Source organism: Leptospira andrefontaineae (assembly GCF_004770105.1).
Lineage (GTDB): Bacteria > Spirochaetota > Leptospiria > Leptospirales > Leptospiraceae > Leptospira_B > Leptospira_B andrefontaineae.
Genome location: NZ_RQEY01000018.1, coordinates 39,230 through 64,365, shown reverse-complemented (window position 1 = coordinate 64,365; position 25,136 = coordinate 39,230). Strand labels below are relative to the sequence as shown.

The following is a 25,136-nucleotide window of genomic DNA, read 5'->3' as shown; positions in this document are numbered from 1 at the left end:
TATGGATCTAGATACATTACAAATCTATAAATCATTAAGACTTCCTATCCTGGTTCTTTCCATATTTACGATTATCTTATACGTATATAGAAGTTCCAGAAAGGAAAGAATGGAAAAACCTAAATTCAGAATGCTGGAGGAGGATTAATATGAGCGACCCAAACAAGGAATTCGACGGGATCAGACAGGCAGACAATCCTCTTCCTGAATGGTGGAAATGGGTGTTCTTAGGATGTATAATTTTCGCAGGAATTTATGCGGTATATTTCCACGTGTTTTCGGATTGGGGAACAAGCGCGTATTACGCTGCCCAAATCCAAGAATACGAGAAAGAATTCCCGAATCGTAACGTTGCAGTTGAGTCCACTGACGGATCCAATCCATTCAGAGGGAATCAAGACGCAATCAATGCAGGACAGAAAGCATTCCAAACCTATTGTGTAGCCTGCCACGGTCCAACAGGAGAAGGTCTAGTAGGCCCTAATCTAATGGATAAAGAATGGCTGCATGGAAATACGGATCTAGAACTTTATACAACCGTAATGAAGGGAATTTCCGTAGAAAGGACTAAGTTAGGTAGAGGACCAATGCCTGCTCATGAGAACTCATTAGGTTCTGAAAAAGTTTACCAAGTGCTTGCCTGGTTGGCTTCCAAGAATCCGGAGCTAAAATCTTCCGAATAAGTTAACCGTCCCAATGAATCAATAGGAGGAGCAATGATCATTTCAAGGCCAATGCAAGGAAAGATAAGGACCGCCAGAAATTACGTCCAGGTATTCTTGGTACTTCTCTTTTTTATAACTCCTTGGATTCGCTGGGACGGATTTCAAGTTATCCGATTGGATATACCGGATAGAAAGTTTTTTCTATTCGGTCATATTTTTATTCCACAGGAAGGATACTTTCTTCATCTATTCCTAATAGCGGCAGGACTTTGCCTCTTCTTATTTACTACTTTAATCGGTAGAGTTTGGTGCGGATGGGCCTGTCCTCAAACCATCTACTCAGATATTTTTGATTGGATCGGAAGAAAAATCCAAGATTCCAAATATGGAAAAAAAGACGCAAACTCCGCATTAGTAATTTTAACTCATATAGCCTGGATCTTAGTCAGCTTTGCTGCATCTTTTGCTTGGATCTCTTACTTTTCAGATCCATACCAAATGATCTCTTATTTCAAAAATCCTAATTTAGATTTCCCTACCTGGTCCCTATTTCTGGGATTTTTTACATTCGCGATGTATGCAGATATAGCATTCATACGAGAACAGTTTTGTAAATACGGCTGCCCATATGCACGTTTTCAAACAGTGATGATGGACAATCATTCGGTAAACATTACCTATGATTACACAAGAGGTGAACCTAGAAGAAAGGGAAAAACAAAGATCGGTGACTGTACCGCTTGTAATATGTGCCTTGTTGTATGTCCTACAGGTATAGATATCAGAGATGGAGCAAATCCTTGGTGTATCGCATGCGGAAAATGTTCAGACGCATGCACAAAACAAATGGCTAAGGAAAATAAAAAATCACTAATAGGCTATTGGTCGGAAAACCAAATCTCCCAAAAAGGATCTCCTATCCGCTGGGTCCGCCCAAGAACAATCGTTTACGCCCTTTCTTTAATTCTTACAATTTCTGCTATAGGAATCTTATTATCCAGCAGAGTCCCACTCTATCTATCAGTTCTTCCTGACAGAAACATCCAACCTATGTTAGTCCAAGAAGGGATCGTTCGTAACTTCTATGAAGTACAAATGCAAAATCTGACCTCTAAAGACAGAACCTTAAAATTCGAAATAGAAACTTCTGATCTTCAAGGAGAAAGAAGAATACTCGTCGGCGGAACAGAAGAAGCCACAGTAGAACTAAAAGGAAACTCGGAAGAAAGATACAGGCTATTTATAGAACTTAAAATAGCGGATCAAGACGCCAAAAGAAGAAGTCATGATATTAAGCTAAAAGTGATAGACATTCAGGATTCTGAATATTCCAAATCGGAAACAGTTCCATTCCTACTTCCGGTATCTATATCCGGATGGAAATTACCAAATGATGAGAGGATAGTCCATGGACGTTAGTTTAAAAAGAGCATTTTGGGTGATTAAGTTTGCCTTCCTAACATTATTCGTGGCCACATTTTTCACAGTAAAACTTGCATTAGCAGGACATACTCCCACTATCGATTCCAATTATTACGAAAAAGGACTCAAATACGAACAATCCATTCTCTCTCAAAGAAAAATGATAGAGAACGGATATGGGTTCCAAGCGGATTGGATCCAAAATCCCAAACTTCTCCAATCAGGAAAACAAGAACTAGAGTTGGAATTCAAACACGGACAAGAAAAGATCAAAGGTGCACAGATCAAAGTCCTATTGGATAAAACGGCTACTGAAAAATTCAATGAAACAATCAGCTTAAAAGAAATTATTCCAGGAAAATACCAAGGAACACTTTCTATCCCGTTCCCAGGAGAATGGAGAGTTTCAGTTTCTGCAAAAATCCCGGAAGGAACTTTGGAAAAAACCGTATCAGTTAAGGTAATCCATTGAAAGTATTAGAAAACAAAACATTATGTTTTCATTGTAATACTGAAATTGACGGAGTATCTATACGCAGAACAGAACAAGGATCGGAAAGAGAATATTGTTGCAACGGATGCGCAGAGATCTCTCATCTATTACTCGAAAACGGACTAGACCAATTCTATCAGATCAGAGGTACCCAATCCTTAGAACCGATCGATAGAGAAGTCCAAAAAAATTCCTTAGAAGATTTAGACAACGAATCCGTATATTCGGAATATTTAGAAAAAAAGAACGGCTCGGATTCAAATGTATATATCACAGTCACCAACCTACATTGTTCTGCCTGCGTATGGCTAATTGAGACCGTTCTGACCAAAACGGAAGGAGTCCAAGAAGCTAGGATCAACTTCGGAACGGGAAGGCTCAAAGTAGGATTCAATCTTTCTAAGATCACACTCGGAAAAATTTTAAAAACAATCGAAAGTTTAGGATATAAAGCCAAATTATATTCCCCACTAAAAGCCGAATCTAAAGTGGAGAAACCATTCAAAGAATTGAGCATTCGAATGTTAGTCGCTGGCTTTTGCTGGGGGAATATCATGTTATTCTCCGCAAGTCTATACGCCGGGTATTTCGAAGGAATGGAATTCAATATTAAAAATTTATTCCATTATATTTCCTGGATATTTGCTACTCCGGTTTATTTTTACTCAGGTTATCCATTCTGGAAAGGAGCCTACGAATCTTGGAAAAGAAAACTACTCGGAATGGACACATTATTATTTGCAGGAGTAAGTCTCGCCTACTTCTATAGTATCTATGTAACCATTTCCGGTAAGGGAGAAGTTTACTTCGACTCGGTTTGTACCATCTACTTCTTCATTTTACTCGGAAAATATTTCGAAGCAATGATCCGCTATAAGGCAGGAGCTAAAATTGGAGAATTACTCTCCCTTCTTCCTGAAGAATATGAAGTTTCCAAAAAAGGAATCTGGTCCAAACATTCTGCATCCTCAATCGAAAAAGGAGACACAGTCAGATTATCCTTGGGAAGTAAGGCGCCAGTAGACGGGATCTTAGAATCAGAAACTGCATTTTTCGACGAATCCGTTTTGACAGGGGAAAGTAAACCAATCAGAAAATCCAAGGGAGCGGAGATCAAAGCAGGCTCGGTTTCACTTTCTACAGACGTAAAATTCCAAGCAAAAGGAAATGCAAATGAAAGTTCCTTGGCTCAAATAGGCAGAATATTAGAAGATTCTTTATTAACAAAACCGAAAATCCAAAGAAGTACGGATAAACTGGCTGCAGTATTTATCAAAGTAGTCCTATTTGTTGCGGTAGGAACGTTTATCTATTGGTTTAGATTTTATTCAACAGAAGACGCAATCTTAAATACGATCAGCGTATTGATCGTAGCCTGCCCTTGCGCTTTGGGTTTAAGTGTTCCAGCCGCTCTCGTGATCAGTCATTTGCTTCAATCCAGAGAAGGGGTTCTCGTCAAAAATCCTGAATCCGTGGAAATTTTAGCAAAAGCAAACCGGATCTTCTTTGATAAAACCGGAACTTTGACTACAGGAAAATTAGAATTAAACGCGGAAAAGTATTTCGCGTTAGAGGAAAACCGCTCTCAGTTTAGAGAAATTGCAATTCGATTAGAATCTAATTCCTCTCACCCGATCGCTAAATCGATTATAGAAGCGTTTACGAGTGAGTCACCTGAGTTCTTGGAAAAAATCTCTATAGATGATATTTCGAACGATCCAAATAGCAGCAACTTCTCAGGTTGGAACTCCTACAAAGAAATTCCAGGAGAAGGAATGGAAGCAAAATTCCAAGACAAGATCTATAGGATCGGAAAGAAGAGCTTTGCCTGGGAAAACAAACCGGACAATGATGGATGGGTCCATCTTTCCGAAAACGGTATTCCTTTAGTTGCCTGGGAATTTAGAGATAAGGCCAGAATCGAAGCAAAGGGTTCCATTCAAGAATTAAAATCATTCTTTTCTAATATGGAAATTCTATCCGGAGATATTCCATCAAAGGTGGAAACACTTTCCAAAGAATTAGGTATTCAAAACTTCAAAGCAAATCTAACTCCGATACAAAAAAAAGAAAGGATTATAGAAGCCCAATCTTCCGGAGAAGTGGTTCTTATGGTAGGAGATGGGATCAACGATTCTGCATGTATAGCGCAGGCGGATCTGGGGATCTCCATGGGAATGGGTTCTGATCTTTCTTTGGATAAATCGGATATTATCCTGGTGAAGGACAGATTGGATTCACTTCCAAAATCTGTCTTGATTGCCAGAAAAACAAGAAGAGTAATTTTACAAAATATATGCCTTTCCTTAGTTTATAATTCCATAATGATTCCTCTCGCGGCGGGAGGTTTAATGCTTCCTGTGATCTGTGCCGGCTTTATGACATTAAGCTCTCTAACTGTAGTATTAAATTCAATTTCTTTAAAAAATAGGGTATTTACATGAACGCTTTGTATTTAACAATTCCGATCGCACTCATGATCTCATTCGGAGCATTTTACATATTCCTACTCAATCTCAAATCAGGCCAATATGAAGATATCGAGGGCCCTAAATACAGAATGTTATTCGAAGAAGACAAACAGGACAAATCGAATTAGGAGTTTATCATGGAACTGGTATCTGCGATATTATTCGGATCTTTTTTAAATGGATTAACAGGTTCTTTCCATTGTCTGGGAATGTGCGGACCTTTAGCGGGAAGTTTAAATCTAACACTTTCTCCTTCTGACAAAAAAACGAGTCCTGTCCTTTTACAAATTTTATATAATCTAGGGAGATTGGTTTCTTATACTTCTATCGGTTTGGGTTTTGGATTTTTAGGAAACATCACAAACCAAAGCCTTTCACTCTTACTTCCTGCTCAAGAATTTGCAGCTTGGTTTGGAGCAGCTTTTATACTTCTCTTCGGAGTTTCTATCCTATTCCAAAAAGATTGGACCCAAAATAGGTTTTTTTCCAAAGTATTCTCTAAAGTTGGATCTAAACTTCTAAAAGCCAGAGAGAATAAAAGCCCAAGTTCTCGCTTAGTGATCGGATTTACATTCGGAATGCTGACTGGATTTCTACCTTGTGGAATTTTATATCCCGCATTCGTAATGGCATTTGCAACAGGTTCACCGGCATTCGGCGCACTCAGTATGTTCTTTTTCTTTTTAGGTACATTTCCTTTACTTTTCGGATTTGGTTTAGGATCCAGAATGATCTTAGCGAAATTCGGAAAAGACAAACTCAAACTCGCAGGCTTTGCGATCATTCTTCTTTCTATTTCTTTGATGTTGTTTAGAATGAATCATACTCATGATCATCATTCTGAGCCTGGGGAAAAAACGGAAGAAGGCGGACATCACCACCACCATCATTAAATCTTAAAATTCGGAGAATTCCCTGGATCTTTTTTCAGGGAATAGATACCATCTTTGTATCGCTTCCGATACCATGAACCATTTTGTATTATCCTCAAAATGGCTGGGAGATCCAGGTACAAAATAGACTTTTTTAATAGAGCTTTCTATCTTAGAAAGAACAGAACGATTCACTATTCTTCCGGTAAAATCAAGTTCACCTAAAATATTTAATACGGAAGCATTCAAGAACTTTCCACTATACTCTTGGAGACCATTCCCTATCAGTATCAAACTTTCCACGGGAGAATCTGAACTTCCGGCTGCCCGGAACATTCTAGCGGCAATTGCGGACGAACCTATATAAGAAATTTTTAAAGAATTTGCACCGTCTATATTTTTGATCTGTTTAGTGATCTCCGAAAGACGATCTGACAAAAGATTAATATCGGAACGATTTGCGTGGATTTCCCTTTCTTCTTGGGTCAATAAACCTTTTAGAAAAAGAGTAGCCACTCCCCTTTCATTCAGAAAATTTCTCATCTTAGAAAATCGATCCGCAAATTTGTCTTCCTTCTCATCCAAAACCAGGACCGCTAAAAACGCAGCCTGGCTTGGAATAAAAAGTTCTCCTTTCAGCTGGACCCGATTCACTTGAAAGTCGAGAGTGGTTTGAAAATCATACCGGACCATTTTATAAAACTTTAATTTTCGATTTAGAAAAGGTTCGGATACTTAATCCAATAAACGAAGAAGAGCCTCTTCATTTTTGATAACTATTTTTCTTTTGTCTATCTCCACCCAACCTCTGCTTTTGAAATCAGCCAAGGCACGTACCAAGGTCTCTGTAGTCACACCGATCATGGATGCCATGATCTCACGAGTGAATGGAAGATCTTCTTCCGAGTCTTGGGACTCTGATAATTGTAATAAAAATTCTGAAAGTTTTGCGTGAACCTGACGAGTTCCTAAAGAATAGATCTTATTCTCCGCTTCTACTGCTTCTATAGTCACTTGTCTAAATACTGAATTTTGGAATTCAGAATCAGAATTTAAAAGTCTGCGGAGTTCTTCTTCTTCCACAAATAAAACAGTGGATTCAACAAGTGCAACAGCATGGTGCAGATAATTTCCGCCGATAGCAGCGTCTCTGATCCCTACCCAGTTACCTGGATGGTAAATTTTGAATGTATGCTGTTTTTCTCCGGAACCGGAAGTTCTATAAGATCGGATGGAGCCGGTCTCGACTATATAAAATCCGTTGGCCTGCTCTCCTTGAGAGAATAAGATCTCGTTTTTGGAAATCTTCCTACGGGTAAAATTAAGTTCATGGTGGTGTAGAATATTTTCTTTTGGAAAAATTTCTCTTGGTAAAACTCGGTTTGTTTCAGCTTCGATTTTTACTGCGCTAGTCATGTTTTAAGTCCCTTTTCTATCTCGATGTATTTACCATACGTGAGAAAAAAGCAAAGGTCAAGGGCCGGTGGGATATCCTACCGATTGAGGTGATTTCCTGCGGATTTCCAGGGTGAAAATTCTAGGCCCTAAATCCCTGATTACACCTCGAATTCGAAAACTTCTCCCCTTTCCGGGATTCTTGTTTCCCAACCATATACATTGCGGATCCTATTTCCCAAGATCCGACTTGCATCCTCTTCCCCATGCACAATGAACACTTCTTTAGGTGGTGTTTTGATCTTGGATAACCAATTGATCAGTTCCGTTTGATCGGCATGAGCGGATAGTCCATCTATATTCTGGACATCGCATCTAACTTGGTGGTATTTGCCTCGAATCTTGATCTCCGTATCCCCCCTTAATAGTTTATTTCCCCTGGTCTCTTTCGCCTGGTAACCTACGAATAATACTAAAGAATTAGGATCTCCTAAAGAATGTTCCAAATAAGAAAGTACTCTCCCCCCTGTGGCCATTCCACTTCCAGCGATCACAATTTTAGGACCTCGTTTGTTAGCTATTTTTTTGGTCTCGGAAGATTCAGTGATGCAGAATATATCTTCTTTAAGTTCGGCTAACTCTTCTTCCTTTAATTTATGCCATTCACTTCCGTATACATTAAATAAATCTAAAACTTTGGAACCCATGGGAGAATCCATATACACCGGAATATTAGGGATCTCACCCTCTTTCATTAATTTCCAAATCAAATACATGACTGCCTGAATTCTTTCTACGGCAAAACAAGGAATGATAATTGTCCCTTTAGAAGTGGAGAATTCATGGATCAACTGGGCCAAACGTTTGATCGGATTTCCCCTATGGATCCTGTTTCCATAAGTGGATTCAATTAGGATAATATCCCCTTCTTCGGGCTTTTCCGGAGCAAATAAAAGAGCATCCTCATCTCTTCCAATATCTCCTGAGAAAATTAAGGTCTTATTTCCGACCTTCAACTCTATGAAGCTAGCTCCTAAAATATGGCCATTATACCTGAAACGAAATCGTATATTCGGTTCCAGTTCGAACCATTCTCCAATCTCCACTGCTTGGAATAATTTGATCGTTTTTTCCGCATCCTCACTATCGTATAAAGGAAAAGCGGGTTTATGTTTGGAATATCCGCCAGCATTTGCAAGTTCTGCGTCTTCTTCCTGCAGTTTTGCACTGTCTTTCAGAACTATATTAGCTACATCTAATGTAGGTTTTGTACCGAATATTTTGCCTCTAAATCCCTTTTTGACCGCTCTTGGCAAATATCCGCAATGGTCCAAATGCCCATGGGTAAGAAGAATATGATCTATTTCGGTTGGAAAAAATTGGTCCGAGTCCCAGTTTAAAAGTCTTAACTTTTTCTCTCCTTGAAAAAGCCCGCAATCTATCAGTATAGTTTTACCGAATACTTTTAAGAGATATTTGGAACCGGTAACCGTTCCCACTCCTCCTAAAAATTGTAAAATTGCGAGACGATCCTCTTTCTGCTTCTCCACCTGATATTCCCCTTTTGGCGTGATTATTCCTGCTTAGCAGCAAAGGGAAAAGGATAAGTAAATTTCGTTCTTAAGTCAATGGCGGAGATGGAATACGGGGAAATCCGTTCTTAAACGGCAGAATCACAGGGAGAAATTAAAGAAGTTCTTTAATCTTGGAGATATATTTTCTTCCTACAGGAAGTTGTGTTTCATCCTCATCTTTTAAATGAACTGAATAATTTCCCATATTATCACTTTGTAAATGAGATAACTTTTCCAGATTAATTATGTATTGTTTATATATTCTCAAAAACTTGCCAGGAGGAAGTTTTTGCTCGAGACTTTTCAAGGATTTATAAGTTACATACTGTCTTTTTTCGGTATGGACCACACTAAAATTATCTCTGGAAGAAATATAGATGATCTCTCCATAGGGAATTAGAAAATGATTTTCCTTTTCTAAAATAAAAAGCCCATGTTCATTAAAAATATTCTTAGAAGGTTTATCCGCCTCATTCCCCAAAATTTCTAATGCACGATCCACGGCCTTAAAAAATCGTTCTTTAGAAAATGGTTTGAGAAGATAATCTATCACTCCAAATTCAAATGCTTCGATTGCTTTGTCTCTTAGGGCAGTGATAAAAATAATGTAAGGAGGATTTTCCAGTCTTTCTAAAATATCTAAACCGGAAAGAATAGGAAGATTGATATCCAAAAACGCAAGATGGAATTCTTCATTCTGAAGATATTCTAACGCTTCCTCCCCATCTTTAGCGACTTTTACTAATTTTAATTCCGGTCGGGCTAAACAATAATTTACGAGTAGTTCCCTGGTAGGTGCCTCATCCTCAACGATTAGTGTTTTCCATTCTGTCATACGTTTCTAATTTTTCGCTGATTTAAAACCGATAGTGACTATCGCGCCACCCTCAGGATGATTTTCAATTTTTACTTCGGAATCGTAAAGATAAAATTTCAGACGTTCCGAGATGTTTGCAATACTTCTGGAATGAATATTTGCATCACTTAGGCCCTTTCCATTATCTCGGATGGTCACTAAAGTTTTTCCATCTTCGATAGAAGCTTTTACGCTGATCTTACCTTTTCCTTTCCTATCTCTTAAACCATGAATATAAGAATTTTCCACAAGAGGTTGCAAAGTTAAGGGAGGGATTTGGCATTGTCTAAAATTTCCCGACTTTTCAGATTCTACTTCCAAGAAATCAGAAAATCTGAGTTTCAAAAGTTGGAGATAATTTTCCATAAACTCCCATTCTATATCGAACGGGACAAGTTGCTGATTCGCTTGGTCCATTAGAAATCTATAATTATCTGCAAGCATCAAAATTGCAGAATCAGCAAGTCCGGGATTTGTTTGTAAATAAGAATGAATAATACTTAAAGTATTAAAAAGGAAATGAGGGCTCATCCTATCTTGTAGGATTTTCAGATTATTCTCTGCGTGTCTCGCCTTCTCCTCTGTTTCTTTTCTTTCGGTAATATCGTTTCGGATCGCAAGGTATTGGTAAGGTTTTCCATTACTGTCCAAGATAGGAGAAATGGTTGTATCCACCCAGTAATATCTTCCGTCTTTTGCTTTGTTCTTAATCTCACCCTTCCAGATCTTTCCTTTTGCAATCGTCTTCCAGAGATCTACAAAAAATTCCTTAGGGTGGTACCCGGAGTTGATGATACGATGGTTATGGCCTAAAAGTTCATCTCTTGAATAACCGCTTATATCACAGAAGTTTTGGTTCACATAAATGATCGTACCGGCTTTATCCGTGATCGCAACGATCGAAACCGCATTAAGTGCAGTCTGAAAATCGGAAAGTTCCTTTAATGAACTCGTTAATTCTCTTTCGATCTCCTTGGTCCTTGTGATATCCACACCCACAAACCAATTTATGGAGCCTGACTCAGACGAAATATTAGAAAGAGAGACTAACTTTGTTTTTCCATCCTTAGAGATTAGATCCAATTCCCAATTTTTGAACTCAGAGTTCAAAAGTTCAGGATTGAATCCGGAAGATTCTCCCTCCCCTTTTACCTGGATTAGATTTTTAAAGGAGAAGTTTTTATCGTTTAGAATTTCTTCGGAAGAAAATCCTAAAACTCTTTCACATTCATAGTTCCAGGAAACAGGCCTAAGGTTCTCATCCAAGGAAAAGAATAGGATAGGCATATTATCCAAAACTTTTTTTATTCTAACTTCGTTTTCCATATACTCCTAAATAGTAATATCTCTGCGTAAGTCATCGGTAGATTACGTAATATCAGTTTCTCCGCAATCATAATCAAGCGGAAAACCCTGTAGGTTTGCTTTTGCCTTTTTGGATCGTGCTGTTTCTCCCTTCCGCTGTTGACTGACCCTAAAAATTGGCTTAAAACTGATATAAGAGTATTTGAAATGAATGGAACCCCCTTCCTAAGGGCCGAATAAGGCGAATCCATTTCAAATTCGCCGATTTTTTATCGATTACAATCAAGTAGACAATTCATGACAAACATAACATTTCAAGATTCCAAACATTGGTGGATCCAAATATTAGTTGGAGTCCTTTGGATCACAACCGGTATCGCAACCGTGCTTTTTCCAGGACAAAGTTTTTTAGTATTGGCTCTTGCTTTTTCCGTAATCTTAGCTGCCACCGGGGCAAGCCATATCATCTTTTCTTTATATAATAAAAAACACACCGAGATATTCATCTGGAATTTAGTGGTAGGAATCCTAGACATTTTGATAGGTTCCTTATTATTCCTCCATCCGGAAATCACCGCAGTCACACTCCCATTTGTATTCGGATTTTTACTGATATTTCGGTCCGTTTCCTTAATATCCTTCTCTATCGAAATACGCAGGTTAAGAAACTCTCATTGGGGATATGTTCTCGTGTTAGGTATTTCCACCTTACTTTTTGCGATATTCGTATTGTTCTTTCCTTTGATAGGAATATTTACGATCGTTTTCTGGACCGGTATTGGATTTTTAATATCAGGCTTGGGGAATTTATATTTAGGATGGAAAGAATTCAAAATAGAGAGACGTAAATCATAAGTTCTTAATATAGACATGTTCCGGAAATGGTCCAGGAACATATCTATATTACATCTATCTATTTCAATTTTTCGGAAAATACCGTATCTAATGAATAAGCTCCTCCGCCGGAGAATGTCAGGATAAACGCAAGTCCCATTGCTAAGACATGATATTCATAACCTTCTCCTGCTTGGTTCCCAAACCAGTTCATAAAAAATCCGTTTTGTCTTTGGAATATCGCCGCTCCCAACATTGTGATACCTATCCCAAAAGCGGATAATTTAGTACAAAATCCCAAGATCAATCCCAAAGCTCCGAAAGATTCTGCCAAGATCACAAGAACTCCGATGAGGGTAGGAATTCCCTGCGAGGAAAAAAATCCCAGAGTAGAACTCCAACCATAACCGCCGAACCATCCGAATAATTTTTGAGCGCCATGAGGGATCATAACAATCCCCAAAACCAATCTAGCTACCGTAAAAATAAAATTCGGCTCGGTTGCAAAAAACTTCTCTAACATTAAAATCTCCTAATATGGATCCCTAAGGTTCCATAAAGAAGAATATGAAAAGTCTAAAAAAAGTAAATGGACGAAAGATGTATTTTATTGTGCTTTTCGTCCAGACTCCCTGAATTGTTCGGGGGTCACACCTGTCTGTTTTTTAAAATATCTACTGAAATATGCATTATCCATAAATCCCAACTCAAAACAGATCTGAGTGATATTCAGATCCGAATGTATCAATAATCTTTTACATTCAAGTAAAACCCTATCATGGATCACGGACTTGGCAGATTTTCCTAAAATATTTTGGCAAAGACGATTTAAAGTATTAGGAGCAAGGCCCAATCTTCTGGAATAAAAAGAAGTCCCTCTTTCTTTTAGAAAATGTTTTTCTAATAAACTTTGAAATTCGAAAACGGGTCGATTCTTCTTTATGAATAATTCGGAAGAAGTATCGTATTCTTTTTTGATCTGCAATAAGATCAATTGGCTGAGTAAAAATAAAATTTTAGGTTCCGAACCTTCTTCGAATTCGGTTACCAATCTGATAAAGTCTGACTTTAGTTTTGAGAGATTTTTGAGTAAGATCCTAGATAACCCGGGTTCATATCCGAAAAACGGATAATTTCTAAGTTCGGAATTTTTTTCATTCTGTTCCAGATAGAATTCAGGACTGATCTTTAGAGCGAATCCTTTTGGTTTCTTATCAAATTTCCAAGAATGAACCTGTCCGGGTTTTAAGAAGAAAATCGAATTCTTTTCTATTTCAAAATTTTGGAAATCTATCTTATGAGTTCCTTTTCCTTCCGAAAAATAAAAAACCGCAAAGTAAGAATGTCTGTGAGAGCTATCATATTCAGAAAAACTAGGAGGTAGGTCTTCCAACCTACCCGCGTAGAATATTTTATCCTGAACATTTTCCGAAATTTCGGACAAATGGATCAAAGGAACTTTCCCCGCCGATTTAGACATCCAATTGAAGTCCGAACATTTTTAGGAAAATTGCAAGCAAAAACTAAAAGGTTATTTTAGGTCTTGGACAACTCCAAAATATCCTCCACTTCTATAGTATTCTTACTATAACCATTTTCACTCGCACGTATCATAGCAACGGCAAGTTGTTTCAGAGTAGAAACACGTTTTGGGAAAATCGTTCTTAAGATTGGAAAACTCCAACCAATATATTTGTAAGCTGATAAAGTATTTTTTGCTCCAGGAGTTGGATGCATATAACCTGGACGGAAATTATACACCTTTGCAAAAGGAAGTTTTAATAGATCGTTTTCTGTTTTACCTTTTACTCTTGCCCACATTGTTTTTCCTTTTTCAGTGCTATCTGTTCCTGCTCCGGAAATATAGGAAAAACTCATATTAGGATTTAAAGAAGCTAATGTGCTCGCTACATGCAATGTCAATGTATGAGTGAGTTTGAAAAATTCTTCTTCACTTAATCCAATAGAAGAAACCCCCGAGCAGAAAAAGCATACATTATATCCTTTCAGTTTCTCTTTGATTGCGGAAATATCTGAAAAATCAGAATGTAGGACCTCCTCTACTTTCGGATGAGAAATGCCATAAGGTTTTCTGTTCAACAGAAGTATCTTTTCTATATTCGGATCTTCTAAACATTCTAACAAAACACCTTCTCCCACCATTCCTGTGGAACCTGTGATGATTACTTTTAATTTCATATGATTACCTCGCGCTCGCAGTATTTTCTTCCAATTGGCTGGATAAGATAGGATCTTCCTTTGCGGAATTATAAGGAAGTTTAGGCCACCAGGCAATATAATCTTTTTGTAAACCAGGTTCCGCACTTTCTCCAGGTTTAGGAGTGATCACCGTAACCCCAAGTTCTTTAGATTTTTCTAAAACTCTTTCTATAGGCTCAGTCCATCCATGAGAAGCAAGAGCAAAAAGCCCCCAATGGATCGGAAGAAGGACCTTTCCCTTGAGTTGTGTATGAGCGATGACTGCTTGTTCCGGCCCGATATGCCAGTCCGGCCAAGCTTGGTTATATTGACCTGTTTCAATCATAGTAAGATCGAAAGGTCCGTATTTTTCGCCGATATCTTTCATCTTAGGGAATAATCCTGTATCTCCCGAAAAATAAACTCTATGTTTTGGCCCAAGAAGAGCATAACTGGACCAAAGTTTTTCATCATTGTCTAGAAGATATCTACCGGACGCATGTCTTGCAGGAGTGCTTACTATTTCTAAGTTTTTGATCTTCGCAGTTTCCCACCAATCCATCTCCATGATCTTTTCTGTCGGAACTCCCCAATAGGAAAGATTCGCTCCCAAACCAAGCGGAACTACAAATAGTATGTTTCGATCTTTTAGTTTTGAAATTGTCCCGAAATCCATATGATCATAATGATCGTGAGAAATTAATACTAGATCAATTTCAGGAAGATCTTCCAATGAAATCAAAGGAGGATACCATCTTTTAGGACCAATCCATGAAGAAGGTGAAGTTCTTTGGGACCAAACAGGATCAGTCAGGATCCTAACTCCATCTAATTCTATCAATGTAGAAGAATGTCCAAACCAAGTGACCCTCAAACCAGATTCAGGTAATTTAGAAAATCTTGATTTTTCCACATAAACAACCGGGACAGGATCTTTAGGACTTACATCCACACTTTGTCTGAACATACTACCCAATGCCATCCAGAAATCGTTGATCAGAGGTTGAGGGTTTACGAATTGCCCATCCTTCCAGTGAGGAGAGGCTTGTATTCTGATCAGTCTTTCTCCTTCCGCCTTTTTACCCATTGCTTGGCAGGTATAAAAAAATGATCCACCCAGGAGGACGACCAGGACCGGGAAGAGCCATTTTCGAGAGCTGTGTACCTTCTTCATTTTTTATTATTTCCTCGTTTAGAATGGATCTCCCGAAGTCCGGAAATAGATCATTCTTACATTTTGACAATTTTAATCTAACTTGTCAATTTTTCAGACCTGGGAATCCGGATAAAGTTGACATTTTTTTATGAATTTGTCAAATAATCTTATGACCCGAAAGATATCTCTCATAGATGAGGAAAGAAAAAAGGAAATTTTAGACGCCGCCTTATACTGTTTTCTTCAATTTGGGTATGCCAAAACTTCCATGGATGATATCGCCAAGCAGGCGAATTTGTCTCGCCCTCTTCTATATTTAAAATTCAAGAACAAGGAAGATCTATACGAAGGGATCTTCGATTATACCTTGGAAGGAAGTTATGAAGAAGCGGAGAAGATTTTAAGCCAAAATATTTCCTCTAAACAAAAACTCCTGCGCGTCTGTGAGTTAGTATTGATCGAGCCCTGGGCTAAAATAGAAGGAAAGCCCAAGACCTCAGAGTTTTATGAAACCTGTTCTAAATTATCTCCAAAGAGCACTCAAAAATACGAACGCCAAATTATCAAATTCGCGGAACAGATATTAGGAGACAAAGAAACTGCAAAAGTGTTTTTCCTGGCCTTGGAAGGACTTTCTGCAGATCTTCCAAAAACAAAAGTATTACGTAAAAGAGTGGAATTACTCACAGAAAAATTCGCACGTTAGAGATATTTCCGGTTTTCAATAATTTTCCGACCTTTCCCGGTCGAAAATTACAATCATGCTACGTCTTAGGATTTAGCTCTTGCCAATAAATTGGGGTATTATACCCTGCAGCTGACTTTTTACAAGAATCGTAATGACCAAACTGAAATTTCTCATTCCATCCAATTTACACAGATTTGTCTCACAAAAACTTCTTATATTCTGCCTAGTTTTTTTCCTTGGTAATTGTGAGAGGGCCTCTTGGATCGCAGAAGATTCTATTCTTTCCTTGAATGGAGAATGGGAATTTATCTCGGATAATAATACAAATCCCGATTTCAAAAAAGGAACTAAGATCACTGTCCCATTTGATTTTAGTTCGGATGATGTTTATCAAAATTTTGATGGATGTATTTCGATACGTCATGCGCTACCGGAGAAGGTCCGTTCCTGGATGAATCAGCAGACCTCGGTTGCAATCGACTCAGGTCACAGTTCGGACTTTGCAGAATTTTATTTAAACGAAACTTCTAAATTAGGTCTGATCGGAAAAACAGGGCGAAGAGATCCTTATCTTTCCGGACAAGACGGAAGAATTGTATCCGTTCTTCCTGCCGCCGCATTCCGCCCGGGTGGCGAAAATTATATTTATGCAAAAATCTGCAAGATCCCAGGAAAACCTTTCCATTGGAGCGGACCTAAAGTTTCTTTAGGACTTTCGGAATCTATTTTTAAAAAATTCGGATTGGAGTTGAGTGTTGCATTCTTACTAGCTGCAGTTTATATCAGCGTAGGACTTTATCATCTTCTTTTAGCGATCAGAAGACCAAGCGATATATTTAATTTATATTTCGGATTGTTTGCTATCTTCTTCTCCATATTCCATCTTACTAATAATTCCACTGCGGAGATACTTTTCGGATCCCATAGACAATTACAGTCTAAAGTAGATCAGTTCTCTCTAATGATGTTCATAGGAAGCCTTCTTTTATTTATTGCGAGGTTCTTCCAAGGAAAACATCCTAAATTTGCAGTATATTCCGCTGCACTTTATGGAATTGTAGGCTTCTTAGATATATTTGTAAACCAATACATTAGAGATTTATTACTTACCATCATTGCCGGACTTACAGTAGTTTTTGTTCTTCCTTATATTTCATTCATTACGGGAAGATCCGCTTGGAAGGGAAATTCTGATGCAAGGCTACTCTTAGGTGGAGTTGCATTAATCGCCCTCGGCGGTCTACATGACTATGCGGTAACGAATAGGCTTATCAATTCTGCGCTTATCATGCCTTTTACATTCCTGGCATTTATATTAGGGATCGCATTCATATTAGCAAATCGTTTCGTTCGTGTTCACAATGAGGTAGAGGAGTTAAACGCTAGTCTTGAAGAAAAGGTTCGCCAAAGAACGAATGACCTTCAAAAAAGCCTAACCGAGATAAAAGAACTCAAACACCAACAAGATGGGGATTATTTCCTAACCTCTCAGTTGATGCAACCATTAGCCGGGAACTATGGACATAGCGATATCGTACGAGCAGAAATACTTTGCCGCCAAAAGAAAAGGTTCCAGTTCAGAAATTGGCAGGGAGAATTGGGCGGAGATTTATGCGCAGTATATTCCTTAAAATTAAAAGGAAGACCTGTATTAGTTTTCTTTAATGGTGATGCTATGGGAAAATCCATGCAGGGAGCCGGTGGAGCTCTCATCATGGGAACCATTTTTAAGACCATAGTCACAAGGACCCAAAACACTGCGGAAATGCAGGAACTCTTCCCGGAACATTGGCTCAGAAGATGTTATCATGAATTGAAGAGCGTATTCGTTTCCTTCGATGGTAGAATGTTGATCTCCATGGTAGTAGGTATCGTAGACGAAGAATCGGGTCTAATGTATTTCGTAAATGCAGAACATCCTCAAGTAGTGATGTATAGAGACGGAAGAGCAGACTTCTTATCCGAAAATGGAATGTTAAGAAAAGTAGGAGTGGAAGATCCGGAAGAAGTTTTCGTAGTACAAACACTCCAACTCAAACCGAACGATGTAATCTTAATCGGCTCCGACGGAAGAGACGATGTACAACTTGGGATCAACGAAGACGGAAACCAGATTATCAACGAAGACGAAAGAGCATTCTTAAGAGATGTAGAAGAGGCAAAAGCAGAATTACTACAAATAGAAGCTCTGATTCATTCTAGAGGTGATATCATCGACGACTTGAGCCTTGTAAGAATTTCTTATAAGGAAGAGATGACTTCTGTTGCGGATATTTTGGATGATCCTTTCCAAAACCAACAGGCTCCGGATACAATTTCCGAAAAAGCAAATCGCAGAAAAGCGCTCAGAACAGCGATAGAAGAGAAAGATTATATCTACGTCGGCTCTGAAGGCCAAAAGTATTTGGAAAAATATCCGGATGATAGCGCTGTCTATCTTTGGGTTTCTTATGCACTTGCAAGACTTGGGAATTACGATAAGGCGATCGATTTCGGAGAAGTTCTTCTAATGAGAGATCCGTCCCATTCTAAGAACCTGGAACATTTAAGTAAGCTACATTATAAAAATGGAAACAAAGTAAGAGCAGAAGCTTTATTAACGGCATCTAAGTTTAAACAAGATTAATTCATTAAACTTCTTTTAACATACTTTTCAGGATAGTGGTCACTTCCAAACGGCAGCTTCCACATCCTGTTCCGGCTCCTGTCCTTCTACCAATAGCCTCCAGGGTCCTTTCTCCATTCTGGATGGCTTCTCTAATATTACCTTCACCTACTCCATTACAAGAACAGACAACCTTTCCTTGGAGAGGTTTCATCATCTCACCGTCATTTAAAAGATGTTTTCTGCGATCTCCTAATTCAATGCCGGAAGAAACCCAGTCTTTCATTCTACTGAAAGAAGATTTATCTCCAATCAGTATGGCAGCTACCAATCTATCGTTTCGAATAATACATTTCTTATAAAAATGCTTTTTACGATCTAAGAATATGATCTCTTCGAATTCTCCTCTTTTGTCTTTAGGAATTTCCATAGGAACATCGGGAAGACGGATGGTAGCAAGTTCCAAGCCTGGGATTTTTAAGATATGAGCATGCAAGGACCCGGTGTATTCGTTAAATGCATAACCGAATAGATGTTGAGCAGCTATTTTAGCCTGGTCATCTACTGCAGAAATATTTCCGTAAGTCCCGGTTTTATGTTCCGCAATTTCTCCTATACAATATACATCCGGGTCACTAGATCTTAAGAAAGAATCCACCACTACCCCGCTATTACAATCCAATCCGCCTTTAACTGCGATCTCGAAATTCGGCTTGGTCCCGATAGCAAAGATGATCCCGTCAGGTTCTATAAAATTCCCATTCGTAAGTTGAACTTTAGAAACCCTTTCAGTTCCTTCTATTTTAGAGATCTCACATTCAAATATTAATTCGATCCCTCTCGCAAGTATTTCTTCTTTTAAGATATCTGCTCCAACTGAGTCCAACTTTTGGGACATCAAACGATCCGATCTAACAAGAACAGTCACTTGCACTCCTACACCTTTTAAAGCGGCAGCAAGTTCTAATCCTAAAAGCCCTCCACCTACGATCAGAGCATGAGATTTTGGAACAAAAAAACCTTTGATACGATCCGCATCGGCCTTACTTCTTAAACTAAATACTCCCTGCATCTCAGGAGGCACCTTAGCAGGCCAAACGGGAGAACTTCCCATTGCAAGCACAAGTTTATTATAAGAATATAATGTTCCTTCCGTATCACGGACCTTCTTCCCTTCCGTATAGATCATCTGGACCGATTTATTTGGGAACAGATCCAAATTCCAGGATTTGACTTCGTCAGGATCAGTCGGCATCAGATCGTCAAATTCCTTCTCTCCTCCAATATAATCAGGAAGAAGCACTCTATTATAAAACGGATTTTCCTCCCTGCACATAACTGTGATATCGTCACCGGGAGCAAGATCCCTATACTGTTTCAGGAATGCGTAAGCAGCAGTTCCACCACCTACTATGAGTATTTTCTCTTTCGGTTTTTTATAAGGAGTGATACGGACTGCAGAAATTTTAAAACCAGGCTGTTTGGAAAAAGGATCAGAAGCGGAACTTGTAAGATTATTAGATCTGAATATATCCGTCCCATTCTTTCTTCCCCAATGCATCGGTAAAAACACAACGCCTCGTTTGATGGATTCAGTCAGAAGTGCTTTTGCACGAACAGATCCTCTCCTACTCGAAATAGTTACCACTGTTCCATCTTTGATATCGTATTTGTAAGCATCATCCGGGTGGATCTCTAAAAATGGTTCAGGTCTATGTTCTCTTAATTTTTTGACCTTACCGGTCCGAGTCATCGTATGCCATTGGTCCCTGATCCGGCCTGTGGTAAGCACTAAAGGAAAATCTTCGTCCGGCTTTTCCGAGTCATCTTCGGATCTTACAGAATGGATCCTTGCCCTTTCATTCTTTCTATAAAATTTTCCGTCACCAAATAGTCTTATATTATCCGAATGTCCTTTTTGAGGATAAGGCCATCTTATGGTCCTATGTTTACGAATTTCTTCATAATCTAAACCTAATATATCTATCTTAGTCCCTTCAGTCAGTCTGCAATGTTCTAGAAAAATTTCTTCTTCATCCGAGTATTGAAAAGAGGAACCGAATCCCATTCGCTTTGCGAAATCTTGTATGATCCAAGAATCTGCTCTCGCTTCTCCTGGAGGTTCTAAAATTTTAGAAAGAACGGAAATACTCCGATCAGAGCTTGTCATCGTGCCCTTCTTCTCTGCCCATCCCGCTGCAGGCAAAACAAGGTCCGCGAAAGGTATTACACTTGAATCGGCTGAAATATCTTGAACAACTACAAACTCCGCCAAACGAAGACCCGACTCCGCAGCCCTCACATCAGGAAGGCTTACCGCAGGATTTGTACAAATGATCCAAACAGCTTTCATTCGTCCGGAAGCAAGCTTCTCAAAAATTTCAGTCGCACTATAACCTGGAGTCTCTGAAATAGAATCCACTCCCCAAAATTTTGCGACTTCCTTTCTATGTTCCGGATTTTCCAGATCCCTATGTGCAGGAAGAAGATTACAAAGTCCGCCGACTTCTCTTCCTCCCATCGCATTAGATTGTCCAGTTAAGGAGAATGGACCTGAGCCAGGTTTTCCGATATGACCAGTAAGAAGAGAAAGATTGATCAGAGCTAAATTTTTATTTACCCCGACCACACTCTGGTTCAAACCCATGGCCCAAAGACTAATAAAACCATTTGCTTTAGAAATATATTCTGCTGTTTTATAAATGAGCTCGGAAGAAATCCCACAGATATCTGCAGCTTTAGAAACAGAAATTTCAAAAACTTTTGTCTTTAATTCCTCAAATCCTTCCGTATGATCTTGGATGAACTTAGGATCTATCCAGTCCTTCTCTATTAGAATTCTTGCAATTGCATGAAATAGATAAATGTCTGTTCCAGGAGCTATTTGGAGGTGAATGTCCGCATGTTCGCAAGATTCAGTCCTACGAGGATCTACCACGATCAATTTGATATTCGGATTTTCTCTTTTTCTCGCTTCAATCCTTCTGAACACGATCGGATGGCACCAGGCAGGATTTGCACCTGCCACCAAAAAACAATCCGCAAGATCCAAGTCCTCGTAACCGACAGGGACAGCATCTTCTCCGAATGCCATTTTATATCCTGTGACTGCGGAACTCATACAAAGTCTGGAATTCGTATCTATATTATTCGTTCCGAGAAAACCCTTAGTTAACTTATTTATAATATAATATTCTTCTGTTAGAAGTTGTCCCGAAACATAAAAGCCCACCGAATCCGGACCGAATTCTCTGATAAAACTTTTGAATTTTTCCGCCGCGAAGTCGAGAGCCTTGTCCCAGCTTGCCCTTTTTAAAGGAGCAAAACGATCTTCCCTCATCATAGGGAACAAAAGCCTGTCCGTCCTATCCATGGCGGAATAATGCAAATTCATCCCCTTCGAACAGAGTATCCCTCTGTTTGTAGGATGATCCGGGTCGCCGCTCACAGAAATATCCAGAGGGCCAGACTTTTCTACCTTCAGGCCACAACCCACCCCGCAGTATGGGCAGGTAGTCTGAAAAGTTTCGGAGTTTTGCATACTCATAGTCATGCAATTATCACGCCAGATCCTGGATTATTTGGAAACTGGGCAGGAATGAGGCTTTTGGAATCTATTTTCAAGAAGAAGGGCCTCAATTAGCCTCGGTTCTAAGGCAGTTTGTATAGAATCTCTGCAATGTAGTATCTTCGACAAAACTATTACGACCAAGATTTGCTTTCTATTTCAAGCCACAAGCGCAGAATATACACTGGAATCAAGATTCAAGGTGATCAGAAACGAATTGCCTTTCTTTTTTAGATCTGGCATTTATCGTGCATATAAAGAAAAGGGTTCCCTTGGATACTGACGGGTCCCCCAAGCTCCAACCCATAAAATGAAAGAGAAGAACGAGCATGAAATTTTGTTTTTTTTCTATTCCCAAGCGGATTTCTTAGAAGAGGTCTGGGCGGAATACAAAAGATCTCCTGCAAAACTTTCCTGCTTAAATCTAGTGAATTGGATCTTTGCAGCCTTTCCGATCTATGAAGACATTTCTAAACTTCTCCCTTCCGTGATCTCAAAAACAAAACAGGCATCCGAAAATGGGCACGATCCCGACTTCTCTTACGAATTAAAAAAAGTGGATATAAATATAAAAACTCCGAGTGAACTAGTTTCGGTTTACAAAAGAGTTTCTGAAAGTAAACAAACGGATAAGAAGAAGTCCCTCCAAAACAGTAAATACTTCTGGAATCTGCAAAAGGAAATCCAAGAAGGAAGAAAAGGTCCTCTATTAGTTTCACTGGAAGAAACTGCCAAGAGTATAATCCGCTTCAATAACGAACTCGAACTGGAATTGATAGAACATTACGGATTCAATTTCCGTAAAAAACTGAGTATAGACATCATCTCCTAGTAAGCAAATTTTGTGCCAAATTTTAAATATTTTCCAAAATAGCAATTTCAGTCATTAATTTACCCTCGCCCTAAAGATGTCGAAGTTACTACAGAAGTAATTTTCCTAGAAAACGTACCTAAATTATACACTACGCATATAATTTCACCGTACATTAAAGAATCTACTTGGATCTATTCCCAACAAATCCTCCTAATTCGCCAATTTATTCAACATTCATATATTTTTATATAATTGGCACAGTAATTGCTAAAAGTTTCAGAAAGATACTTTTACTGTGGGCAACTCTTGAATGTATACGATCCCGAAACTAAAGTTTAATTTCCTATTTCTCTTAATAACTATTGTTATTAGTATACCGGCATATTCTGAAGAAGATCCGAATAAGAATACCAAGGAAACGATCCAGAACCCTCTACCCTCTTCTTCCGATACGAATAAGACGGAAGGTACTGATCCGAAAATTAAGAAGCAAGAACCTAAATACAATTCTCCTTGGAAGGGAAATATTCCTGTAGATCATCTTAGAACTCTTTTGGTAACTCCCGAACAAATGAAAGACACTCAAAAATCCGATCTATTTTGGTTGGATAATTTAAAATTGGGAGCTTCTCTCCGTCCCAGATTTGAAGCCAGAGAAAATCCCGACTTTAATAAGAAAACGGATGATTATACTTCTTTTGTAGGCCAGAACACTCAGCTCTGGTTCTTATTCGACCCTTCTCCCTATTATGCAATCAAAGTTACTATGCAAGATAGTAGACTTTGGGGAGGAAGCCAGACTCCTCAGAATGCCGGCAATTGGACTTACGGACTCAGCACAGGCTCCGGAACTACTTTGACTCCGACTACTTCTACCAATACGAATATCAGAAACAATACGGATATTAGAGAAGCCTATATAGTATTCAAAAAAACTGATAAACTTCCTGTTTCCGTTTTTGTGGGAAGACAGGTGTTTGCTTTCGGGGATCTGAAAATTGTAGGTCCATTAAATTGGTTGCATACAGGTTTTGCATTCGATGGGGTTAGATTTGTGCATGATTCTCAGTGGTTTAGATCACATGTATTTGGAACGATCTTATCCAACCAGTACGATGCTCCATACGGCTTAACCACGAGCAATGGAAGATCCAAGGGCTCTATAGACCAGGCTTACTTTTTCGGTGCTTATAATACGATCAAGTTTGGAGAAGAAGCTCATCTAGACCTATATGTATTCGAAGTTTCTAAAAAATGGATACCTAATACAAATCCTATAGACTTCGATAATCGTTTAAAACAAAGAGACGATCTATTGACTACCGGTTTTAGATTTACCAATAGAACGAATAATAACCTTTTACCTGCCGGAAAGATCTGGGATTGGACAATAGAATCCGCGTGGCAGTCAGGAATGACTGGGGACAGAGTAAAGGCTGATTGGGATATTTTAGACCAAAAGGCGGCTAATGGTAAAAATATTTATACGGAGAAGGTTCAGTATGATACGAGACTTCTCTCTTTGGATACAGGTATCAAGGTAAATGACTGGATCCGCTTAGGTTTAGGTTATACTTACGCATCCGGAGATCCGAATAGATCCGATTCGAAGGTAGGGACTTGGCAGAGTTTATTTCCTCAGATCGCAGGTTCGTTTCCAAATTGGAATACTATGAACGGCCAATCTTTGATGGCAGGATTTGAGAATATAAAATCTTATTCAGTCCGAGCAAACCTAAAAACAGAATATGGAATGTTCATATTTGCCATCTACGATACTCAAAAAGCAAATCTACAAGATGCTTGGTATAAGGTTTCCGGGGTTCCGAATACTGGTGCTAGTACGGAAAATTATTCAAACGATAAGTTCTCTTATGATAATTCTAGGTTAGGAAGAAGATTATTCTATCAGTATGATTTTACTTGGATCTATAACTACACTGAATCCGTTTCTATCTGGATGGGAATTTCTGTCGTAAAAGCTAAAGAAGCGATCGGAAACGAAAGAACAAATCCATATGCTTCTAATCCTGATAATAGATACACATTCGACGATACTTCTAAGTTCTTTTATCTCATGGTCTCCGCCTCCCTATAAGGCAATCCTTTCCTTGGGAGGGGTCGAAGTTTCGACCTCTCCTTTCTTTTTCTCGGAGAAGCTGAACTTCTTCATATTCCTTAGATTAAGTTAGACGGCGATTTGTTACTCATTGGAGTTT

At 38.8% G+C, this 25,136-nt stretch carries 22 protein-coding genes; 12 read left to right on the top strand and 10 right to left on the bottom strand.

Going from position 1 to position 25,136, the window contains the following annotated elements:
- Position 1 precedes the first annotated feature (1 nt).
- The 7 genes from EHO65_RS12000 to EHO65_RS11970 are packed head-to-tail and all read left to right on the top strand — an operon-like array spanning position 2 to position 5,944.
- Entirely contained in the window at positions 2 to 148 is a 147-nt protein-coding gene (locus tag EHO65_RS12000) for a cbb3-type cytochrome c oxidase subunit 3 (RefSeq protein WP_020768294.1), read from the top strand.
- 1 nt (position 149) lies between these two features.
- Positions 150 to 683 (top strand): cbb3-type cytochrome c oxidase N-terminal domain-containing protein, encoded by a 534-nt coding sequence (locus EHO65_RS11995; protein WP_135774614.1) that lies wholly within the window; start codon positions 150 to 152, stop codon positions 681 to 683.
- 33 nt (positions 684 to 716) lie between these two features.
- Positions 717 to 2,084: a cytochrome c oxidase accessory protein CcoG gene (ccoG, locus tag EHO65_RS11990; RefSeq protein ID WP_135774612.1), complete on the top strand. Its 1,368-nt coding sequence runs from the start codon at positions 717 to 719 to the stop codon at positions 2,082 to 2,084.
- Positions 2,074 to 2,559: a FixH family protein gene (locus tag EHO65_RS11985; RefSeq protein WP_135774610.1), complete on the top strand. Its 486-nt coding sequence runs from the start codon at positions 2,074 to 2,076 to the stop codon at positions 2,557 to 2,559. The genes ccoG and EHO65_RS11985 overlap by 11 nt, the downstream gene beginning before the upstream one ends.
- Positions 2,556 to 5,024: a heavy metal translocating P-type ATPase gene (locus EHO65_RS11980; protein WP_135774608.1), complete on the top strand. Its 2,469-nt coding sequence runs from the start codon at positions 2,556 to 2,558 to the stop codon at positions 5,022 to 5,024. Before EHO65_RS11985 ends, EHO65_RS11980 begins: the two co-directional genes overlap by 4 nt.
- Positions 5,021 to 5,179, top strand: a complete 159-nt coding sequence (gene ccoS / locus EHO65_RS11975; RefSeq protein WP_135613653.1) for a cbb3-type cytochrome oxidase assembly protein CcoS — start codon at positions 5,021 to 5,023, stop codon at positions 5,177 to 5,179. Before EHO65_RS11980 ends, ccoS begins: the two co-directional genes overlap by 4 nt.
- 9 nt (positions 5,180 to 5,188) lie before the next feature.
- Positions 5,189 to 5,944 carry a sulfite exporter TauE/SafE family protein gene (locus EHO65_RS11970; protein ID WP_135774606.1) on the top strand — a complete coding sequence of 252 codons (756 nt, stop codon included), beginning with the start codon at positions 5,189 to 5,191 and terminating at the stop codon, positions 5,942 to 5,944.
- Between the two features lie 3 nt (positions 5,945 to 5,947).
- Here the strand turns inward: EHO65_RS11970 and EHO65_RS11965 are convergent, their stop codons facing one another.
- The 5 genes from EHO65_RS11965 to EHO65_RS11945 all read right to left on the bottom strand — a co-directional run bounded on the left by EHO65_RS11965 (position 5,948) and on the right by EHO65_RS11945 (position 11,074).
- On the bottom strand, positions 5,948 to 6,577 hold the full coding sequence (locus EHO65_RS11965) for a dienelactone hydrolase (protein WP_244243522.1): 630 nt from the start codon (positions 6,575 to 6,577) through the stop codon (positions 5,948 to 5,950).
- Between the two features lie 81 nt (positions 6,578 to 6,658).
- Positions 6,659 to 7,339 (bottom strand): Crp/Fnr family transcriptional regulator, encoded by a 681-nt coding sequence (locus EHO65_RS11960; protein ID WP_135774602.1) that lies wholly within the window; start codon positions 7,337 to 7,339, stop codon positions 6,659 to 6,661.
- A 140-nt stretch (positions 7,340 to 7,479) separates the two neighbouring features.
- The gene (locus EHO65_RS11955; RefSeq protein WP_135774600.1) at positions 7,480 to 8,868 is read right to left on the bottom strand and encodes an MBL fold metallo-hydrolase RNA specificity domain-containing protein; all 1,389 of its coding nucleotides are present in this window, start codon (positions 8,866 to 8,868) and stop codon (positions 7,480 to 7,482) included.
- Positions 8,869 to 9,004: 136 nt separating this feature from the next.
- The gene (locus tag EHO65_RS11950; protein WP_135774598.1) at positions 9,005 to 9,727 is read right to left on the bottom strand and encodes a LytR/AlgR family response regulator transcription factor; all 723 of its coding nucleotides are present in this window, start codon (positions 9,725 to 9,727) and stop codon (positions 9,005 to 9,007) included.
- A 6-nt stretch (positions 9,728 to 9,733) separates the two neighbouring features.
- A complete protein-coding gene (locus EHO65_RS11945) occupies positions 9,734 to 11,074 on the bottom strand; it encodes a PAS domain S-box protein (protein WP_135774596.1) in 1,341 nt (446 codons plus the stop codon).
- 276 nt (positions 11,075 to 11,350) lie between these two features.
- On the opposite strand from EHO65_RS11945, the gene EHO65_RS11940 reads away from it, so the two are divergent.
- Positions 11,351 to 11,908 carry an HdeD family acid-resistance protein gene (locus EHO65_RS11940; RefSeq protein ID WP_135774594.1) on the top strand — a complete coding sequence of 186 codons (558 nt, stop codon included), beginning with the start codon at positions 11,351 to 11,353 and terminating at the stop codon, positions 11,906 to 11,908.
- A gap of 58 nt (positions 11,909 to 11,966) precedes the next feature.
- Here the strand turns inward: EHO65_RS11940 and EHO65_RS11935 are convergent, their stop codons facing one another.
- The 4 genes from EHO65_RS11935 to EHO65_RS11920 all read right to left on the bottom strand — a co-directional run bounded on the left by EHO65_RS11935 (position 11,967) and on the right by EHO65_RS11920 (position 15,260).
- Positions 11,967 to 12,410: a DoxX family protein gene (locus EHO65_RS11935; RefSeq protein WP_135774592.1), complete on the bottom strand. Its 444-nt coding sequence runs from the start codon at positions 12,408 to 12,410 to the stop codon at positions 11,967 to 11,969.
- Between the two features lie 84 nt (positions 12,411 to 12,494).
- Positions 12,495 to 13,367, bottom strand: coding sequence for an AraC family transcriptional regulator (locus tag EHO65_RS11930; protein ID WP_135774590.1), 873 nt, complete (start codon positions 13,365 to 13,367; stop codon positions 12,495 to 12,497).
- A 56-nt stretch (positions 13,368 to 13,423) separates the two neighbouring features.
- Positions 13,424 to 14,086 carry an NAD-dependent epimerase/dehydratase family protein gene (locus EHO65_RS11925; RefSeq protein ID WP_135774588.1) on the bottom strand — a complete coding sequence of 221 codons (663 nt, stop codon included), beginning with the start codon at positions 14,084 to 14,086 and terminating at the stop codon, positions 13,424 to 13,426.
- 4 nt (positions 14,087 to 14,090) lie between these two features.
- Positions 14,091 to 15,260, bottom strand: coding sequence for an MBL fold metallo-hydrolase (locus EHO65_RS11920; RefSeq protein WP_135774586.1), 1,170 nt, complete (start codon positions 15,258 to 15,260; stop codon positions 14,091 to 14,093).
- A 151-nt stretch (positions 15,261 to 15,411) separates the two neighbouring features.
- Here EHO65_RS11920 and EHO65_RS11915 point away from each other — a divergent pair, with 151 nt between their 5' ends.
- Together EHO65_RS11915 and EHO65_RS11910 are read left to right on the top strand one after the other, a co-directional pair.
- The gene (locus EHO65_RS11915; RefSeq protein ID WP_135774584.1) at positions 15,412 to 15,948 is read left to right on the top strand and encodes a TetR/AcrR family transcriptional regulator; all 537 of its coding nucleotides are present in this window, start codon (positions 15,412 to 15,414) and stop codon (positions 15,946 to 15,948) included.
- A gap of 133 nt (positions 15,949 to 16,081) precedes the next feature.
- Positions 16,082 to 18,556 carry a SpoIIE family protein phosphatase gene (locus tag EHO65_RS11910; RefSeq protein WP_135774582.1) on the top strand — a complete coding sequence of 825 codons (2,475 nt, stop codon included), beginning with the start codon at positions 16,082 to 16,084 and terminating at the stop codon, positions 18,554 to 18,556.
- 4 nt (positions 18,557 to 18,560) lie between these two features.
- On the opposite strand, the gene EHO65_RS11905 is transcribed toward EHO65_RS11910, so the two are convergent.
- Positions 18,561 to 22,076 carry a nitrate reductase gene (locus EHO65_RS11905; protein WP_208744072.1) on the bottom strand — a complete coding sequence of 1,172 codons (3,516 nt, stop codon included), beginning with the start codon at positions 22,074 to 22,076 and terminating at the stop codon, positions 18,561 to 18,563.
- Positions 22,077 to 22,413: 337 nt separating this feature from the next.
- Here EHO65_RS11905 and EHO65_RS11900 point away from each other — a divergent pair, with 337 nt between their 5' ends.
- Positions 22,414 to 22,935: a hypothetical protein gene (locus EHO65_RS11900; protein WP_135774578.1), complete on the top strand. Its 522-nt coding sequence runs from the start codon at positions 22,414 to 22,416 to the stop codon at positions 22,933 to 22,935.
- A 292-nt stretch (positions 22,936 to 23,227) separates the two neighbouring features.
- Positions 23,228 to 25,015, top strand: a complete 1,788-nt coding sequence (locus tag EHO65_RS11895; RefSeq protein WP_135774576.1) for an alginate export family protein — start codon at positions 23,228 to 23,230, stop codon at positions 25,013 to 25,015.
- Positions 25,016 to 25,136 lie beyond the last annotated feature (121 nt).